The following is an 18,028-nucleotide window of genomic DNA, read 5'->3' as shown; positions in this document are numbered from 1 at the left end:
TCCCGGCCCCGGCCGACGGACGAGGCGGAGTGCGCTCCGCCGCGTCGGGCCGGCCGCGGGTATCAAGGGCGCCGGCGTTCCCCGCATCGGACCAGTGCGGTGTCAGGATGGGCAGGTCAGCTTTCGAGAAGGAGCGGTGGATGCTGGGTGCGGTGGTCGGGACGGCCTTCTGGTGGGCGGTGTACCTGTTGGTCCTCCGACGGGACCGGCGTCGGGTGCGCAATGGCGTGCTGCTGCTGATCGCGCTGTACTCGAGCGTCTCGACTCTCGCGCAGCTGATCTCCACCACCCTGCCGCTCGGGGACGTCCTGGTGCTCGTGGCCGCAGGCGTCGCCCTGTTCGGCATCGTCGCTCTGGGGATCTTCCTGGTCACCAACGGCCTGACGATGGTTCGCAAGGAGGGGCGTTCCCTGGGGAATCTGCTCTCCGGGCTCGCCGGCCTCGCACTGCTGGGCGCTCCGGTGGCCGCGGTCGCGCTGGTGCTGACGCTGACCCCGCTCGGCGTCGGAGCAGGTGCCCTGCTGACCCTTCTCGCCCTCCACCTCGGGATCGCGTTCCTGGTGTTCCTGGGCGCCTCGATCCCGTACCAGCTGTTCCCGAAGCCATTGACGACCACCGGGATCATCGTGCACGGGTCGGGCCTGATCGACGGCCGGGTCACGAAGCTCCTGCGGGGCCGGCTGGACCGTGCGGTGTCCGAGCGCGAGCGCCTGCTGGGCGAGGGCATCGATCCGGTGCTGGTGCCCTCGGGCGGTCAGGGCGAGGACGAGGCCCGCGCGGAGGGTGCGGCGATGGCCGAGTACCTGATCGAGGTGGCCGGAGTGCCCGCCGATCGGGTCCTCGCCGAGACAGCTTCGGCCACCACGTCGGAGAACCTGACCTTCTCGCACCGCCTGCTCGACGAGGCGGGCCACCAGGGCCCCTACATCGTCTCGACCAGCCGATACCACGCCTTCCGCGCTGCGCTGCTGGCACGCGGCCTGGGCTATGCGGACGAGGCGATCGGCGGCCCGACCACGTTCTACTACGTCCCCAGCGCCACCCTGCGCGAGTTCCTCGCCGTGATGTCGTACCACAAGGTATGGATCACCGTGCTGTTCCTGCCGTCGCTGGCCTTCGTCGCGCTCGTGGTCCGTGCGCTGTTCCTGGCGGCCTGAGCGCCGCGACCCGCCGCATCGCTGACCCACCACGTCACCACCGCACTGCATTGCTGACCCACCACGTCACCACCACGCCGCATCGGCGACGCCGAGCCCACCGATCCGACCCACGAACGAAACGTATCGGTGGACTCGACGACCGACATGCGGCGCGTCGCAGGGCACCCGGCGCGCGGCAGATCACCCGGGGCGCGGCAGATCACCCGGCTCGTCGCAGGTCACCCGGCGCACCGCAGGGTCACCCGACACGCCGCATCGGCAACGCCGAGACCACCGATCCGACCCACGAACGAAACGTATAGGTGGACTCGACGACCGACGCGCGGCGCGTCGCAGGGCAGCCGGCGCGTCGCAGGCCACCCGGCGCGCGGCATCTCACCCGGCGCACCGCGGGCTCACCCGACGCACCGCAGGACACCCAACGCGCGGCAGGTCTCAGGAGGCCGAGCGCCCGGCCACGCGCCGAATCGCCCGCTCAGCCGCGCTCGTCGAGGCGGCGCACGCCGCGCCAGGCCGCGGGGATCAGCACCGCGGCGATCGCGGCCTTGACCAGGCCGCCGGGGATGAAGGGCCACAGTCCGGCGGCGAGCACGCCGCCGATGCCCAGGTCGGCGCCCAGGACGGCGCTCGCGATCAGGCCCAGGTACGGCACGCCCACCAGGAACGGCACGGCGCTCGCGGCGACGAAGCCCACCATCGCCAGGACCGGGCGGCGGTCCCAGGCGCGCTCGGCGAACCAGCCGGCCACGAAGGCGGCGGGGATGAACCCGAGGACGAAGCCGAAGCTCGGGGTCAGCACGGCGGCCGGTCCCCCGGTGAACTCGGCGAAGACCGGGGCGCCGGCGAGACCCACGAGCAGGTAGGTGGCCAGCGCGGCAGCGCCGCGGCGGGAGCCGAGGGCGGCGCCGACCAGGATCACGCCGAGGGTCTGGCCGGTGATCGGCACCAGCGGCAGCGGGATGGTGACCTGTGCCAGGAGGGCGACGACGGCGGTGCCGGTCAGCACCAGAGCGGCGTCCTGGACGCGGCTGCGGTGCGGGGCCAGGGCATCGGCCAGGACGGGACGGCGGGCCGGGACGGCGATCGCGGACATGGGACTCCTCGAGGATCAGGGCGGGAGGCACCAGCCTAGATCAGTCGCGACTCGGGCCCGTCCCTCCGTCCGGCTCGGGGTCCATCCGGGCGATGACGCCGAGATCGGTGCGCATCCACCACTGGCCGCTCTCGCGCCGCTCGGCCGCGGTCGCGTAGCGGTAGCGGAAGTACCTCACCCGCAGACCCGTCGGCGGGGCTCCGTCGAAGGGGTCGCTGCGCAGCAGGCGTCGGACCCCCGGGTCGCCGTCCCAGAGCTTCTCCAGCAGCGCCACGAACCAGTCCTGGGCACCGGGCCGCAGGGCGAGGAACCACATCTGCCAGTCCAGCCGCAGGTGGTACGGCGCGAACTGGCCCGAGCGACGGCGCACGTCGCCGGGCTTGCCCGGGAACTCGTAGGCGTGCCACGCCTCCTCGTCGGCCGCAGGAGGGTCCGGGTCCTGGGTGCCTTCGATGACCACCTCGAAGCGCTGGGCGGTCATGGACCCGAATGCGCCGTAGGCGTTGACCAGATGGAATCGGTTGAAGCTCGCGTTCATCAGCTGGTGCGAGGAGAACAGGTTCACGAGCGGCTTCCAGCTCAGCACGGCGAGGAACGCGACGACGGCGAAGATCAGCAGATGCCACCACAGCGGGGACCCCGCCGCCCCGTCCACCGCCGCCGATGCCGTGACGTCCTGCCAGCCCCAGCCCGGGAACGGGCCGCCGCCCAGCCATCGCCAGAAGGGGTCGCTGATCGCCGCGGTGGCGACCAGGATCGTCAGCCAGTTCAACCAGGCGTAGTTGCCGGTGACCACGAGGAACAGCTGGGTGAGGATCACCAGCGACGCCCCGATCGAGGCGATCGGCTGGGGCAGCAGCACCAGCCAGATCGCCCCCAGCTGGACCACGTGGCTGCCGAGCACCTCCATCCGGTGCCACCAGCGCGGCCGCAGGTGCGCGAGGCGGCTGAGGGGACCCGGCATCGGCTGGGTCTCGTGGTGGTGGTCCATCGCGGTCAGGTCCCGCCAGGAGGGGTCGCCACGCATCTTGATCATCCCGGCGCCGAACTCGAGGCGCAGCAGCATCCAGCGCAGGAACCACAGGATCAGCAGCGGCGGGGCGACCTGGTGGGAGCCGAGGAAGCCGACGACGAACCCGCATTCCAGCAGCATCGACTCCCAGCCGTAGCCGTAGAAGATCCGGCCGACGGAGTGGATCGACAGGTAGATCCCCCACATCGCCAGGAACACGGGGATCGTCGTCCACCCCGGCCCCTGCTGCGGCAGCCCGACCACGACCGACGCCCCGAGCGCCATCCCGGTCGCGCACATCCCCCGCAGCAGGGCGTCGCTGTAGCCGAGGCGTCGCCAGGGGAACAGGCTCGGTCCGCCGCGGCCGAGCGAGCGTGCGAGGTGGTCGGGGGTGGGCAGCAGCCCCCGCTCCCCCAGCAGCACCGGGAACTGGCGGTACGTGGAGGCGAAGGCGAGCACGAACACGACGGCGACCCCGCGCTGGATGATCTCGCGCGCGATCGTGTAGTCCTGCGCGTTCAACAGTGCCAGCCCGTTCATCCACTCCACGGCGGTCCACCTCCGTCGATCGATCCTGCCCTCCGATCATCCGCCGACGGAGCCGGCCTGTCACGCCCTGGGCGTCCGGTGCCGCGCACCGAGCGAGAGCACGAAGGCGCCGGGCCAGTGCGCAGGGTCGACGTCCCGCGGCAGCGCGCGGGGAGAGTAGCCGTGCCGGTCGCCGAAGCGCCGGGCCGCCCGGGCAGTCATCCCTCCTCCGCGTCGCAGCACCTGCTCGAGACCGCGACCGGGACCGGTGAAGACGCGGCGGATGAACTGCTGGTAGGCGTGTCGGTCACGGCGATCAAGATGCGGCTGCCGACGCCTCTGGAGGATCAGCAGGCCGGAGTCGACGCTCGGTCGCGGCCGGAAGGCGGAGGCGGGGATCCGCCGGTCGAGGGCGACCTCGACCCACGGCCACCACTGGGCGGTCATCATGGTGGCGCCCCCGACCCCGGCCCGCTTCCGGGCGACCTCCCACTGGGTGACGAGGACGGCGCGGGTCCATCCCTCCGCGCTCAGCAGATGCCGCAGCGCGGGGGTGGTGAGGTGGTACGGGAGATTGCTGACCACCGTGGAACCGGCCGGCGGAGCGTGCCGCAGGATGTCTCCGCAGCGGACGGTGACGTGCGGCGGGACGCGGCGGGACAGGGCGTCGACGGCGCGCGGGTCGATCTCGACGGCCTCGAGGGGGCGGTCCAGCCGCGACAGCGGCAGGGTCAGCGCGCCGTCGCCGGCTCCCCATTCGACGAGGTCGCCGTCGGTGCGGGCGACGAGGTCGACGATGCGACAGATGGTGCCTCGGTCACGCAGGAAGTTCTGGCCCAGTTCATGGGCTCCGGGATGGTGGAGGGACGGACGGGACATGGGACTCCTCGCGATGCGACGGGAGCCGGGCAGCATGAGACGCCGCCCGGCGGTGGACCGGGTCGGCGCGGAGTCGTCAGGGGATGATCGGGATCCGCGCCGTCAGCGGCGGCGGATCCGGACGAAGATCGAAGCGTTCATGATGCCCACGGCGAGCACGGTACGGAAGGCGTCAGCACCGGGCAACGTCTTTTCCGCGGGCCGTCGCCGTCCGGCTGGCGGTCAGGCGGGGCCCGGCGTCATCAGGCGCCGAGCACCTGTGGGGCCAGGGCGGTCCACGCCCACCAGCTGCAGGCGGCGAGCACGGCCACGTAGAGCAGATGCCAGATCCACGTCGGCACCCCCGTGAGCTGGGCGAGCTGGGCGGGGTCGTCCCCCCGGCCGCCGCCGGTGATCACGGCCCCCAGGTGCCGCCAGGCACCGAACAGAGCGAAGACGGACGCGGCCAGGGTGAGCAGGGCGGCCACCGCCGGGCTCCCCCACCACCACGCGGTGCCGACGGCCACCGCGGTCGCCAGCACCGCGAGCACGGTGTGCAGGGAACGGGTGAACACCAGGGAGATCACGAGCACCACGAGTGCGGCGAACAGGGCGGTGGGCGCCCAGCCGTGCAGGGCGATCTGGACCCCGACGGCGCCGAGGATCGCGGGGGCGGGGTAGCCCGCCCAGGTCGAGACGACACGCCCGAATCCGCGGCGCGGGCCGACGGTCACGGCGAGTCCGGACATGTCGGCGCTGACCACGAATCCGGTGAAGCGGCGTCCGACGAGGATGCCGACGATCGCATGGCCCAGCTCGTGCACGATCGTCACCGCCGGACGCACCAGGTGCCACAGAGGCGGGAGCACGACCACGGCGAGCGCCGCGGCCAGGGCCGTCAGCACCCACCAGGCGTTCTCCGGCGCCGCCGAGGGCACGATGCGCTCCCACACCGCCCGGGCGAGGTTCTCGAGGTCCATCCGCTCATGGTGACAGCGCCGTCTGGGAGCCCGCCTGCCCGGTGCGCGCCATGGTGCGTGTCACACTGACCCGACGCGTCGACGACGACCCGAGGAATCAGGTGGCCTGTGATGACGGATATCGACCCGGCTCTCGCCCGCTGGATCACCGCGCCCGGCGAGGATCCCCAGAATCCGCTGCTGCGCACGAGCTTCGAGCTGTCGGCGCCGCCGACGTCGGCCCGCCTGCTGGTGACCGGCCTGGGCGTGTTCCGGGCCTTCGTCAACGGGGAGCCCTACCGGGATACGCGCCTGGATCCTGGCCTGACCGACGCCCGGCGCAGGGTGCTGGTGTGTGAGGCGGACGTCGCCGCGCTGCTGCGGAGGGGCACGAACGTGCTGGGGATCGCGCTGGGCCGGGGTTTCCACGCGATGACGACCCCGAACGTCTGGCGCTGGGAGCAGGCGCCCTGGCGGGGACCGGTCCGCGCCTGGGCGCATCTGCGCATCGACCTGGCCGACGGCAGCTCGCACGCCGTCTCCACCGGCGAGGGCTGGCGCACCGGTCCGGGCCCGATCTCCCACGATTCGATGTACGAGGGGGAGGTCTTCGAGGGCGGGGCCGATCCGACGGCGTGGCTGCGCGCAGAGTTCGACGACTCGGCCTGGGACGAGGTGCTCGTGGACCGCCCCGGGTCCGGAACCCGGCGGGGCGCCGCCGCTCCCGAGCCGCGGATGCAGCTGCAGGTCCAGGAGCCGGTGGTGGTCCGCGACGAGCTGACCCCCCGTGCGCTCCCCCGCGAGGACGGGTCGATGGTGCTGGACATGGGGCGGGTGATCGCCGGCTGGTGCCGCTACGAGCTGACGGGTCCGGGCCCGCTGGAGTTCTCCGCCGTCCACGGCGAGAAGCTGCGTGGCGACGGCCGCGTCGACGCCGACAACGAGCACATCCATGCCGCGCGCTTCCAGGAGGACCTGGTGCGTCTGGAGCGCGGCGCGCCGTGCTTCGAGCCCCAGGTCAGCTACAAGGGCTTCCGCTACGTCGAACTCTCCTCGCGCCTCGGCTCGCTCGACCAGCTGAAGGTCACCGGGCTCCTCGCCCACGCCGATCTCCCCGTCGCGAGCACGCTGACCAGCTCCGATCCCTATCTCGAACGCTTCGATCAGGCGATGCGGGCCTCGCTGGCCAACAACATGCACCACGTCCCCACCGACACCCCGATGCACGAGAAGAACGGGTGGACCGGGGATGCGCTGACGGGGCTGGCCGCGATGACGGCGAGCTTCGACCTGCGGGGGATGCTGCGCAAGTGGGCCGCCGATCAGGTGGACGGCCAGCGGGCGGACGGATCCCTGTCGGTGATCGCGCCGAACCCGGGCTGGGGCTATGTGGAGCTCGCTCCGGCCCCCGAGTGGACCACGCTGCTGCCCGTGCTGCTGGACGAGCTGGCCACCGAGTACGCCGAGGTGGATGCCGTCCGTGAGCACGGGTCGGCGGCCGCCGCATACCTGGCCTACGAGCTGGGTCGTCGGGACGCCGACGGGCTCGTCGCCGGGGTGCTCGGCGACTACCTGACCCCGGGCAGCCCGGGCCCGGCCCCGGAGGACAAGCGCCTGACCGCCACTCTGGCCGTCGCCCAGGGTCTGCGGGCGCTCGCCCACGCGATCGAGCTCCTCGATGCGGCCGACGAGCCCCGCGCATCCCCCGGGTCCGACGCGGCGAGGCGCCGCGACGACCTCCCCTCGCCCGCGCCTCTGCGCGAGGACGCCGAGACCCTCGAGGCCGCCGTCAACACCCTCTTCCTCGACCCGGATCGCGGGATGTACCGGGATCCGGGCTCGACGGTCTATCGCCAGACCAGCAACCTGCTGCCGCTGGCCCACGGGATCGTGCCGAGCGGGCAGATCGAGGCCGTCCTCGCGCACCTGGTCGAGGACGTCGAGGCGCGCGGGGATCATCACGACTGCGGGCACATCGGGGTGCGATACCTGCTGCCCGTGCTCTCTGCCCACGGGCATGGGGCGCTCGCGCTGCGGGTGCTCGCGAACCCGACGGCGCCGGGCTGGCGGTCCTGGCTCGAGGACGGCAACTCCACGTTCATGGAGATGTGGGAGAACCCGCGCTCGTGCTCCCACTACTTCATGGGGACCCCGGCGACGTGGATCCACGAGCACGTGGCCGGGCTGCGGCGCGGCCCCGACGGGTGGCGGGAGTTCGTCGTGGCCCCGGACCCGGGCGTCCCCGTCGGGCGGATCGAGCTGACCCGCACCACGATCCATGGAGAGATCGACGTGGAGGTGGACCGCGACGCGGCCACCGTCACGCTCACCGTGCCCGAGGGGACGCGCGCCCGCGTGGTGCTGCCCGGGGTCGAGCAGCTGCTCGAGCCGGGGGTGCACGCCGTCACCTGGTGAGGGCGCCGTGACCGGGCGCGGGATCGCCGGACGACCGGCCCCGACGCAGAGCGACGCCCGCCGGTCCCGGCGCGTTGCCGGACCCGACGGGCGTCGAGGTCATCACCGGGCCCCGCGAGGGGGCCGGAAGTCTCAGATGCCGCGGATGTTCACGGCCTGCATGCCCTTGGGGCCCTGCTCGGTCTCGAACTCCACGCGCTGGTTCTCCTCGAGGTCGCGACGACCGGTGCCCTGGATCGCGCTGAAGTGCGCGAACACATCGGCGGAGCCGTCTTCGGGGGCGATGAAGCCGTAGCCCTTGTCGGAGTTGAACCAGCTGACGATGCCAGTAGCCATGGCGATATTCCTTCGTTGTCGTGAACCACGTTCGTGGCCCGGGTCTCCGCGACGACCCCGCCGCGGATGGGGCGCACCCCGTGATGGGGGTGCGGGTGCGGTCTCGAGGACCGCCTGAGCCGTGGCCGACGACAGGACGTCGCCGGCACGGCCGATCTGGGGCCCGGAGGCCGTGGGGGCCGGCGCATCAGCGGTGGCGCTGACGACGGGGCCGGCGAGCTCTCCGGCGAGCGGGGCGACGCGGGCGTCGGCCTCGGCTCGGAGCCGGGAGGGGGCAGGGTGCGCTGCGACGGCACGGGGTGGGGCCATCGGCGGGGTGGTCAGGGGTGACGCGGGGGCGTCGTCATGCGGGGGCAGGGCGGAGGAGGTGATGAATTCTCAGTTTCGTCAGGTGTTCTGCGCGACCGTCGTCGATCGCCTCCGAGAGAGGCATCCAGCGCCGTGCGGCCGTCCGCGGTCCCGCCGGAGCGGTGGTGCGGACGACTCCGAGCAGACTACGGCATGCCCGGGGCGTGCGACGACGGATGTGACTCAGTCCTCCCAGCGCACCTCGTCGGCGGTCTTGTCCCGACGCCAGCCGCGCCAGACGGGGTGGCGCAGGCGGCCGTCGTCGGTCCGTTCGGTGTGCTGGACCTCGCCGACGAGATCGGCGCGGACCCATTCGGCGTCGCGGGCGTCCGCGCGGGGGACGTCGTCCACCGGCGGGGTCTTGCGGGATCGGGAGCGCAGCGTGCGGGCGATGTCCTCGAGGTCCTGCTCGCTGAAGCCGGTGCCGACGCGACCCGCGTAGCGCAGCGTCCCGTCCTCGTCCGGCACGGCCACCAGCAGGGAGCCGAGGGTGCCGGAGCGCTCGCCTTTGCCGCGACGCCATCCGATGACGACGACCTCCTGGTGGCGCGCGTTCTTGATCTTGATCCAGGTGCGGGCGCGCTTCCCGGGCCGGTAGGTGCTCTGCTCCTTCTTGGCCATCACCCCTTCGAGCTGCAGGTGCCGCGAGAGGTCGATCGCATGGTCGACATCGCCATGATCGGCATGCGGCAGGTGGACGTGCTCGTTGGCGCTCACGGTCTCGAACAGCGCCTCGCGTCGCTGTCGGTACGGGGTGCGCAGCAGGGAGTCGCCGCCGCGCACCAGCAGGTCGAAGAGCATCACCTGTGCCGTGACGTCCTTCCGGGCGCGTTCGACGTCCCGGTCGCGGGTGAGCCCGAGGCGCTGCTGGAGGCGGGAGAAGGAGGGCCGGTCCTTGCCGTCCAGCGCCACGATCTCCCCGTCCAGCACCGTCTCGCCGGCGGCGAGGACGTCCGGATCGATCGCCTCGCCCAGCCCGGCGAGCTCGGGGAAGGTGGCGGTGAGGTCCTTGCCGCCACGGCTGGTCAGGCGGACGGCGCCCCCTGCGATGGTGGCGATCACGCGCACGCCGTCCCACTTCATCTCGAAGGCCCATTCATCCTGGTCGCGGATGTCGTCCCGGCTGCCGAGGGTGGCGAGCATGGGGGTGATCGGCTCGCCCATGGCGGTGTCGGCCGAGGTCGCGGCTTGCGACTCCGCGCCCACGGCCTCGGGCTGGTCCTTCATGAGGTGCAGCAGCCAGTTCGAGGCGGCCTTCTCCTTCGCCGCCGCGGTCTTCTGCGTCCCGCCCATGCCGCCGGTGTGGAGGAAGGCGTAGCGGCGCGGCACCCCGCCCAGCCCCCCGTTCTCGCGGCCGTGGCAGACGGCGATGACCTCCTCGCCCTCGCGCCACTTCTCGATCTCGACCGTCCCGGTGTCCCAGATGCTCACGTCGCCGCCGCCGTACTCGTCGCGGGGGATGGTGCCCTCGAAGGTGCCGTACTCGAGAGGATGGTCCTCGGTCCGGACGGCGAGGCGGTTCACGTCGACCTCGAGCGGCGGTCCCTTGGGAACCGCCCAGGAGACCAGCACCCCGTCGTTCTCGAGGCGGACATCCCAGTGCAGGGACGAGGCGTGGTGCTCCTGGATGACGAACATCGGCACCGCGGCATCGAGGGCGTCCTGCGCGGCCTCGGCGCCGGCTCCCGACTCGGGAACCGGCTCCGGGGTCCTGTCGGGATCACGTTTGGAGCGGTAGACCTCGAGCCGGTCGCGGGCCTGCTCGGTCGAGGGAGCGCGCTCTGCCGACGGGGTGTCCTCGTCCTGGCTCCCGGAGCCCGAGCCGCCGGAGCGGCCCGAGGCGCCGGAGCGCCATGGCGCACCGCCCGGCTCCCCTCCGAGCGGAGCGATCGGGTCCTGCCCGTCCTCCACCCTCTCCAGCACCTCGTCGACCTCGAGATGGGCCAGATCGGGGTCTTCGATCTCCTCCCAGGTGCGGGGGGCGGCGACGGTCGGGCGGAGCCGGCCGCGCAGGGAGTAGGGACACACGGTGGTCTTGTGACCGTTGTTCTGCGACCAGTCCACCAGGACCTTGCCGGCGCGCAGCGACTTCTTCATGTCGCTGACCACCTGGTCGGGATGATCCTGCTCGAGGGCGCGCGCCAGCTGGTGGGCGACCTCGTCGACCTCGTCGGCGGTGCTGGCCCCGTCCAGCGGGGCGTACAGGTGGACCCCCTTCGAGCCGGACGTCACCGGGTAGGACGTAAGACCCATGTCCGCGAGGATCTCCCGGCACCACTGCGCGACGCGGGCGCAGTCCGCCAGATCGGCGCCGTCGCCCGGGTCGAGGTCGAGCACCAAGCGGTCCGGGTTCCTGCTCCCGCCCTCGTCGTCGAACCGCCATTGCGGGGTATGGATCTCCAGGGCGGCGAGCTGGGCGAGCCAGACCAGCACCGCCGTCTCGTCGACCAGGGGGTACGTCGAGGTGCCGTCCTCGTGCTCGATGTCCGACCGCGGCACCCAGTCCGGGGCGTGGTCCTCGAGATCCTTGCGGAAGAACACCTTCCCGGGCTTCCTCGCCGTGCCCACTCCGTCGACCCAGCGCTTCCGGGTCGCCGGGCGCCGGGTGGCCTGGGGGATCATCACCGGGGCGATGCGGCGGTAGTAGTCGATCACATCGCCCTTGGTGGTGCCCGTGGAGGGGTAGAAGACCTTCTCGAGGTTCGAGAGCTTCAGCGTGTGCCCGTCGATCTCGACCTTCTGCTCAGCGGTGGCCATGGGTCCACTGTGCCCTCGATCACGCCTCCCGTCACGGTCCGGGCCTACCGATCGTTCCTGGTCACCGCACGGGGCTGCATGGTGTCATGGAGCATGCGCGCGATATGGAGCGGTGAGATCACCTTCGGGCTCGTGAACGTGCCCGTGAAACTGTACGGCGCCACGCGGTCGCACGACCTGTCCTTCCACCAGGTCCACGACGAGGACCACGGGCGGATCCGGTACGAGCGCCGGTGCGAGGTGTGCGGCCGCGAGGTCGACTACGAGCACATCGAGAAGGCCTACGACGACGGCGACAAGACCGTGGTGCTCACCGACGAGGAGCTCGCGGCCCTGCCGGTCGAGGACGACGACGAGATCGACGTCGTCCAGTTCGTCCCCGACGAGCAGATCGACCCCCTCCTGCTGGGCACCTCGTACTTCCTGGAGCCCGTGGGCCGCTCCGCGAAGGCGTACGTGCTGCTGCGCCGGACCCTCGAGGACACCGAGCGCACCGCGGTCGTGACCTTCACGCTGCGCACGAAGACGCGGCTGGGGATCCTGCGGGTCCACGACGACCTGCTGGCCCTGCAGACCCTGCGCTGGCCGAAGGACCTGCGGGAGGTCGACGTCGCCCCCGGGGCCTCGAAGATCTCGGCGAAGGAACGAGACATGTCGGCCGCGCTGGTCGAGCAGTTCAGCGGCGACTTCGAGCCCGAGCAGTACACCGACGAGTACCAGGCGCAGCTGCGGGAGCTGGTCGACGCGAAGCTCGAGGAGGGCGAAGGCGTCGATACCGAGGAGACCTTCGGCGAGAAGCGTGAGAAGCAGTCCGCGGACGACGGCAAGGTCATCAGCCTGATGGACGCGCTCGAGCGCAGCGTGGACAAGCGGCGCGGCGCCGCGGAGTCCTCCGCGAAGGGCTCGGGCTCCGGCAAGAAGTCCGGATCCGGCACCAGCAAGAAATCCGGATCCGGCACGAGCAAGAAGTCCGGATCATCGAAGAAGTCCCGGACCTCCTCGAAGAAGTCGGGCAAGAAATCGGCCTGACCAGGCCCCCGACGGTTCTCAGCCGCACTCGGATACACTCCCCGACCGTCGGCCGCCGCGAGTAGCGTGAGGCGGGTGAACCATCGACGCGTCCCCCAGCCCACGGCCATCGAGGTGCGCGGCGCCCGCGTGCACAACCTGCGCGATCTCGACGTCGACGTGCCGCTGCACCGGGTGGTGGGCATCGCGGGCGTCTCCGGCTCCGGGAAGTCCTCGCTGGCGATGGGCGTGCTGTACGCCGAGGGCTCACGCCGCTACGTCGAGGCGCTGTCGACCTACACCCGGCGTCGCATGTCCCAGGCTCCGCGCGCCGACGTCGACGAGGTCGTCCACGTCCCGGCCGCCCTCGCGCTGCGCCAGCGCCCCGGCGTCCCCGGGGTGCGCTCGACCTTCGGCACCTCGACGGAGCTGCTGAACGTCCTGCGGCTGATGTTCTCCCGCCTGGGTGCCCACCTCTGCCCGAACGGCCACCGTCAGGACCCGACCATCGACGTGGCCGCCGAGGTGCCCTTCGCCTGCCCCGAATGCGGTGAGCAGGTCCGGGCCCCGGGCGCGGAGCAGCTCGCCTTCAACGCCGAGGGGGCCTGCCCGCGCTGCGAGGGCCTGGGCATCGTGCGCACGGTCGACGACGCGACGCTGGTGCCCGATCCGACGAAGACCCTCGACGGCGGCGCCGTCGTGCCGTGGAACATGTTCGGCTTCAACGTCCAGCCGGACATCGCCCGCGAGTTCGGGGTGCGCACCGACGTCCCCTGGCAGGACCTCGCCGGATGGGAGCGCGAGATCGTCCTGGACGGCCCCGAGGAGAAGAAGCACATCACCGTCACCTCGAAGAAGGGCCTGCACGACCTGGACTTCACCTTCCGCAACGCGCGTCTGACCGTCACCGAGGAACTGCGCCGCGCCGACACGGAGAAGCGGCTGGGCCGCGTCAGCCGCTTCCTGCGCGAGGGAGTCTGTCCCGACTGCGAGGGCACTCGCCTCGGCCCCACCGCTCGCAGCCCGCGGATCGCGGGGATCGACCTCGCCGCCGCCACCGCGATGACCCTCGAGGACCTGATCGCCTGGACCGCGGGCATCGTCGACCCGCTGCCGCAGGACATGCGGCCGATGGCCACGGCGCTGGTCGATCAGCTGCACGAGATGGCGGACCGCCTGACGCGGCTGGGTCTGGGCTATCTCGCCCTGGACCGCGCCGGCAGCTCGTTGTCCACCGGCGAGCGCCAACGGGTCCAGCTCGCCCGCGCCGTCCGCAACCGCACCACCGGCGTGCTGTACGTCCTGGACGAGCCCAGCATCGGGCTGCACCCCTCGAACATCGACGGGCTCCTGGCTCTGGTCGGGGACCTGCTGACCGACGGCAACTCGGTGGTGCTCGTCGACCACGACGTCCAGGTGCTGCGCGCGGTCGACCACCTGATCGAGATCGGTCCCGGCTCCGGACGCGACGGCGGCGAGGTGGTGGCGACCGGGAGCGTCGAGGAGATCGCGGCCTCCCCCGTCTCCTCCCTGGGCGGCTTCCTCGACGGCCGCGAGGACGTCCTGGTCCGTGAGCGCGCGAGCGGTGACGACGTGTTCTCCCGCGGCAGCCTCCGCCTGCGCACCGCCCCCGTGCACACGGTCCACGCCCTGGAGGTCGAGATCCCGCGCGGTCGCCTCACCGCCGTCACCGGGGTCTCCGGCTCCGGCAAGACCACGATGGTGCTGGAGTCCCTGGTCCCGGCCCTGACCGCCCGTCTGGACGGGTCGGGCGCGCCGGCGCACGTCGAGCAGCTCGAGGGCGAGGGCATCAGCCGGGTCCACCGCATCGACGCCACACCGATCGGTCTGAACGTGCGCTCGACGGTGGCGACCTACAGCGGCGTGATGGACGACCTGCGCCGCGCCTTCGCCCGCACCGAGGACGCCCGCGAGCGCGACCTGCGCCTCGGCGACTTCTCCTACAACACCGGCTCCCTGCGCTGCCCGCGCTGCGACGGGACGGGCCAGGTCTCCCTCGACGTGCAGTTCCTGCCCGACATCGACATCGACTGCCCCGAGTGCGACGGCACCCGCTACGCTCCGGGGGCCGATGAGATCACCCGTCCCCGCGCGGACGGACCGGCCGGGATCTCGCTGCCGCACCTGATGACGCTGACCACCCGCGAGGCCCTCGAGGTGGCCGGGGACATCCCGGCCGTCCGCCGACGCCTGCAAGCCCTGGTCGACCTCGGGCTGGGCTACCTCACGCTCGGCGAGGACACCCCGGCGCTGTCCGGCGGCGAGGCGCAGCGGCTCAAGCTCGCCGGCCAGATCGACCGCCGCCAGGACGAGGCCCTGTTCGTGTTCGACGAGCCCAGCGTCGGCCTCCATCCCCTCGACGTGCGCACCCTGCTGGACGTCCTGGACCGGCTGGTCGACCACGGGGCGACCGTGATCGTCATCGAGCACGACCTCGACATGATCGCGAACGCCGATCACGTGATCGACATGGGCCCCGGCGGCGGGGTCGACGGCGGCCGGATCGTCGCCACCGGCGCCCCGGGCCGCCTCGCGACCGAGGACGCGGGCGTGACCGGACGGTACCTGCGCGCACACCTGGGATGAGGCCCCGGAGGCGGGTCCCGGGTGAACGTCCCGGGAACGGCCGGTCCGCGCCCGCGTCGACCCACGCACTGCTCAGCCCGATCCCCTAGTGTCTCTTATGGAGATCCTCAGAGGATCGATACACGCCGCCGGAGGAGAGACGTCGAGATGAGCGAGACCGCATCCAGCCCACGATTCCACTGGTTCCTGCCGCCGCGTGGGGACGCCATGGCCCCGGGACCCTTCGCGCGCGAGCACGAGAGCATCCCCGAGTCGGGACTCGTGGACTTCCTGACCGAGGTCGCCCTGGCCGCCGAGCAGGGCGGCTTCGACGGAGCGCTGACCCCCGTCGGCATCAACTGCCCGGACCCGTGGGTGCTGTGCTCCGCGATCGCTGCCCGCACCGAGCACCTGAGCTTCATCGTCGCGCTGCGCCCCAGCCTGCAGTCGGCCACCCTGGTCGCGCAGCAGGCGGACACCTTCCGCCGGCTCCACGACGGCCGGGTCATCCTCAACGTCGTCACCGGCGGTGACCCCGCCGAGCAGGCCGGGTACGGCGTGCACGTCCCGCACGACGAGCGCTACGACATCACCGAGGAGGCGCTGCAGGCGATCCGTCCGCTCCTGGCCGGCGAGCGGGTGGACCTCGAGGGTCGCCATCTCCACCTGGTCGGTGCCCGGCTGGTCGAGCCGGGCTCCTCCCGGGTCCCGCTGTTCTTCGGCGGCGCCTCCCCGAAGGCCGTCGAGGTCGCGGCCGCCCAGGCAGACACCTACCTGCTGTGGGGCGAGCCGCTGGCGGACATCGCCGAGCGCATCGAGACCGTCCGCACCGCCGCCGCTGCCGCGGGGCGCGAGCTCGACTACGGCCTGCGCCTGCACGTCATCTCCCGTGACTCGGCCGAGGAGGCCTGGCAGGTCGCCGCCGACATCCAGTCGGGGTTCGACGCGGAATCCGTCGCTGCGGTCCAGCGACACAAGGCCTCGATGGACTCCGTCGGCCAGGCGCGCATGGGCGCCCTGCACGGCACCGAGATCCCGGAGGACGTCGCCGACCTCGTCGTCGGCCCGAACCTGTGGGCCGGGATCGGCCTGATGCGCGAGGGCGTCGGCACGGCGCTGGTCGGCTCCCACGAGGAGGTCGCCGACCGCCTCGCCGAGTACGCGGATCTCGGCATCTCCGAGTTCATCCTCTCCAGCTACCCCCACCGCGAGGAGGCTCTGCGGGTGGGGCACGAGGTGATCTCCCGCGTGCGCGAGCGGGTCGACGCCGCGGCGCCGGCATGACCGGACGGTACCTGCGCTCCCACCTGCGCATCCGTCCCTGAGTTCCGCTGCGCCCATTGACGGTCCTTCCCGGTGGTCCTACTCTCCCGTCGTGTCGAATTCACCGGAGAACGAACCAGAACAGGTCGGCGACACCTCCTCCGGTCGCACCGACTCCCCCTCGAGCAGCGAGGCCACTCCACCGGGTCCACCGGGCGGAGCCGTCCCGGCGGAGGACGGCAGTCCGCCGGACGGCGGCGTCCTGGCCGCACTCGACAACCGAGATGTGCGCGGCCTCTACATCTACCTCGCCCTCCTCGCCACCATCGGCGGGTTCCTGTTCGGCTTCGACTCCTCGAACATCGGCTCGGCGCTGGTGTTCCTGCCCTTCGACCTCGGCGCCTGGGGCACCGGCATCACCGTCGCCGGCGCCTCGCTCGGCTCCTTCGCCGGCGCCCTGCTCGCCGGGCCGCTGACCGACCGCTTCGGCCGCAAGTCCCTGCTGCTGGTCGACTCGGGGCTGTTCGCCGTCGGCTCGCTCATCTCGGCGCTCGCCCCGGAGGCGATCACGCTGATCATCGGCCGCATCATCATCGGGCTGGCGATCGGTGCCGACTCGGCGATCGCCACCGCCTACATCGCGGAGTTCGCGCCCAAGAAGCGCCGCGGCGGGCTGGCGATCCTCCAGCAGTGGATGATCACGATCGGCATCCTCGGCGCCTACGTCGTCGCCGTGGTGCTGCTGAAGGCCTTCCCCGACGCGGCGACCACGATCGACTGGCGGATCATGCTGGGCGTCGGCTTCATCCCCGCGATCATCTCCCTGCTGCTGCGCGCGCGGATGCCGGAATCGCCGCGCTGGCTGCTGGAGCGCGGACGCGAGGAGGACGTGCGGATCGCGATGGGCAAGCTCGACATCCAGGTCACCGCCGAGCAGGTGCGGGCCGAGGCCCGGGCGGTCCAGGAGCGCGCGCGGAAGCTGGCGAACACCACGCTGTGGACGCCGGCGGTGCGACGCGCCCTGGTGGTGGTGTGCGTGTTCTTCGTCTTCCAGCAGATCACCGGCATCAACGTCGCGTTCTACTACGGGCCGGAGCTGCTGGGCCCGTACTTCGGCACCGAAGGCGGCGACCCCGTCGACGCGGAGATCGCGGGGGTGATGGCCGCCGGCGTGCTGGCGATCGTCAACGTGGTGGCGACGTACTTCGCCTTCCGCTACATCGACATCTTCGGCCGCCGCAAGCTCGCGATCGGCGGGTTCAGCTGCATGCTCGTGTTCTTGGTCCTGGGCGCGATCGGCAATGCGACGCTGACCGGGACGGCGCAGCTGGTGGTCCTCATGGTCACCTTCGCCCTGTTCATCTCATCCTTCGCGATCGGCGTCGGGGGCACCGGCTGGCTGATCCAAGGGGAGATCTTCCCGACGGCCGTGCGCGGCCGTGCCGCAGCGATCGCCGCCGCGGTGAACTGGCTGTCGAACTACCTGCTGGTGCTGCTGTTCCCCGTGCTGCAGGCCGGGCTCGGGCTCTCCTGGGTGATGATCATCTTCGCGGTGCTGTGCCTGTGCGGCGCCGTGTTCGTGCACCGCTTCCTGCCGGAGACGAACGGGAAGGCGGCCGACGAGACGATCGAGCTGTTCGAAGGGCCCGTCAACCGCGAGGATCCCTCCCGGCCGTCGGCCCCGCCGGCGGCGCTGCGCTGACCC

At 71.9% G+C, this 18,028-nt stretch carries 12 protein-coding genes; 6 read left to right on the top strand and 6 right to left on the bottom strand.

What is annotated here, in order from left to right; translation table 11 throughout:
• Window positions 1-140: 140 nt before the first annotated feature.
• A complete protein-coding gene (locus BH708_RS17560; protein WP_076810272.1) occupies window positions 141-1,157 on the top strand; it encodes a YdcF family protein in 1,017 nt (338 codons plus the stop codon).
• Between the two features lie 478 nt (window positions 1,158-1,635).
• On the opposite strand, the gene BH708_RS17555 is transcribed toward BH708_RS17560, so the two are convergent.
• The 4 genes from BH708_RS17555 to BH708_RS17540 all read right to left on the bottom strand — a co-directional run bounded on the left by BH708_RS17555 (window position 1,636) and on the right by BH708_RS17540 (window position 5,631).
• Window positions 1,636-2,253 (bottom strand): biotin transporter BioY, encoded by a 618-nt coding sequence (locus tag BH708_RS17555; protein ID WP_076810271.1) that lies wholly within the window; start codon window positions 2,251-2,253, stop codon window positions 1,636-1,638.
• Window positions 2,254-2,293: 40 nt separating this feature from the next.
• Window positions 2,294-3,805, bottom strand: a complete 1,512-nt coding sequence (locus BH708_RS17550) for a lipase maturation factor family protein (protein ID WP_076811554.1) — start codon at window positions 3,803-3,805, stop codon at window positions 2,294-2,296.
• Between the two features lie 69 nt (window positions 3,806-3,874).
• A complete protein-coding gene (gene erm, locus BH708_RS17545; protein WP_076810270.1) occupies window positions 3,875-4,672 on the bottom strand; it encodes a 23S ribosomal RNA methyltransferase Erm in 798 nt (265 codons plus the stop codon).
• 242 nt (window positions 4,673-4,914) lie between these two features.
• On the bottom strand, window positions 4,915-5,631 hold the full coding sequence (locus tag BH708_RS17540; RefSeq protein ID WP_076810269.1) for a M50 family metallopeptidase: 717 nt from the start codon (window positions 5,629-5,631) through the stop codon (window positions 4,915-4,917).
• A 111-nt stretch (window positions 5,632-5,742) separates the two neighbouring features.
• Between BH708_RS17540 and BH708_RS17535 the strand changes: the two genes are divergently transcribed.
• Window positions 5,743-8,025: a family 78 glycoside hydrolase catalytic domain gene (locus tag BH708_RS17535; RefSeq protein WP_076810268.1), complete on the top strand. Its 2,283-nt coding sequence runs from the start codon at window positions 5,743-5,745 to the stop codon at window positions 8,023-8,025.
• A gap of 132 nt (window positions 8,026-8,157) precedes the next feature.
• On the opposite strand, the gene BH708_RS17530 is transcribed toward BH708_RS17535, so the two are convergent.
• The gene (locus tag BH708_RS17530) at window positions 8,158-8,361 is read right to left on the bottom strand and encodes a cold-shock protein (RefSeq protein WP_076810267.1); all 204 of its coding nucleotides are present in this window, start codon (window positions 8,359-8,361) and stop codon (window positions 8,158-8,160) included.
• A gap of 531 nt (window positions 8,362-8,892) precedes the next feature.
• A complete protein-coding gene (locus tag BH708_RS17525) occupies window positions 8,893-11,466 on the bottom strand; it encodes an ATP-dependent DNA ligase (RefSeq protein WP_076810266.1) in 2,574 nt (857 codons plus the stop codon).
• A 93-nt stretch (window positions 11,467-11,559) separates the two neighbouring features.
• On the opposite strand from BH708_RS17525, the gene BH708_RS17520 reads away from it, so the two are divergent.
• From BH708_RS17520 to BH708_RS17505, 4 genes are all read left to right on the top strand, one after another.
• Entirely contained in the window at window positions 11,560-12,495 is a 936-nt protein-coding gene (locus BH708_RS17520) for a Ku protein (RefSeq protein ID WP_076810265.1), read from the top strand.
• A 75-nt stretch (window positions 12,496-12,570) separates the two neighbouring features.
• Window positions 12,571-15,081 (top strand): ATP-binding cassette domain-containing protein, encoded by a 2,511-nt coding sequence (locus tag BH708_RS17515; protein WP_076810264.1) that lies wholly within the window; start codon window positions 12,571-12,573, stop codon window positions 15,079-15,081.
• A 147-nt stretch (window positions 15,082-15,228) separates the two neighbouring features.
• On the top strand, window positions 15,229-16,344 hold the full coding sequence (locus BH708_RS17510) for an LLM class flavin-dependent oxidoreductase (protein WP_076810263.1): 1,116 nt from the start codon (window positions 15,229-15,231) through the stop codon (window positions 16,342-16,344).
• Between the two features lie 91 nt (window positions 16,345-16,435).
• Entirely contained in the window at window positions 16,436-18,025 is a 1,590-nt protein-coding gene (locus BH708_RS17505) for a sugar porter family MFS transporter (protein WP_172805776.1), read from the top strand.
• Window positions 18,026-18,028 lie beyond the last annotated feature (3 nt).

The sequence above is a fragment of the Brachybacterium sp. P6-10-X1 genome (genome assembly GCF_001969445.1).
Classification (GTDB): domain Bacteria; phylum Actinomycetota; class Actinomycetes; order Actinomycetales; family Dermabacteraceae; genus Brachybacterium.
Note: the sequence above shows the minus strand (reverse complement) of the source record. Positions and strands in the feature narration are given on the sequence as shown.

What these genes read in the sequence shown, in the direction of transcription:
- BH708_RS17560 (WP_076810272.1), top strand. Translation starts at nt 141, where the DNA reads ATGCTGGGTGCGGTGGTCGGGACGGCCTTCTGGTGGGCGGTGTACCTG.
- BH708_RS17555 (WP_076810271.1), bottom strand. Translation starts at nt 2,253, where the DNA reads ATGTCCGCGATCGCCGTCCCGGCCCGCCGTCCCGTCCTGGCCGATGCC.
- BH708_RS17550 (WP_076811554.1), bottom strand. Translation starts at nt 3,805, where the DNA reads ATGAACGGGCTGGCACTGTTGAACGCGCAGGACTACACGATCGCGCGC.
- erm (WP_076810270.1), bottom strand. Translation starts at nt 4,672, where the DNA reads ATGTCCCGTCCGTCCCTCCACCATCCCGGAGCCCATGAACTGGGCCAG.
- BH708_RS17540 (WP_076810269.1), bottom strand. Translation starts at nt 5,631, where the DNA reads ATGGACCTCGAGAACCTCGCCCGGGCGGTGTGGGAGCGCATCGTGCCC.
- BH708_RS17535 (WP_076810268.1), top strand. Translation starts at nt 5,743, where the DNA reads ATGACGGATATCGACCCGGCTCTCGCCCGCTGGATCACCGCGCCCGGC.
- BH708_RS17530 (WP_076810267.1), bottom strand. Translation starts at nt 8,361, where the DNA reads ATGGCTACTGGCATCGTCAGCTGGTTCAACTCCGACAAGGGCTACGGC.
- BH708_RS17525 (WP_076810266.1), bottom strand. Translation starts at nt 11,466, where the DNA reads ATGGCCACCGCTGAGCAGAAGGTCGAGATCGACGGGCACACGCTGAAG.
- BH708_RS17520 (WP_076810265.1), top strand. Translation starts at nt 11,560, where the DNA reads ATGCGCGCGATATGGAGCGGTGAGATCACCTTCGGGCTCGTGAACGTG.
- BH708_RS17510 (WP_076810263.1), top strand. Translation starts at nt 15,229, where the DNA reads ATGAGCGAGACCGCATCCAGCCCACGATTCCACTGGTTCCTGCCGCCG.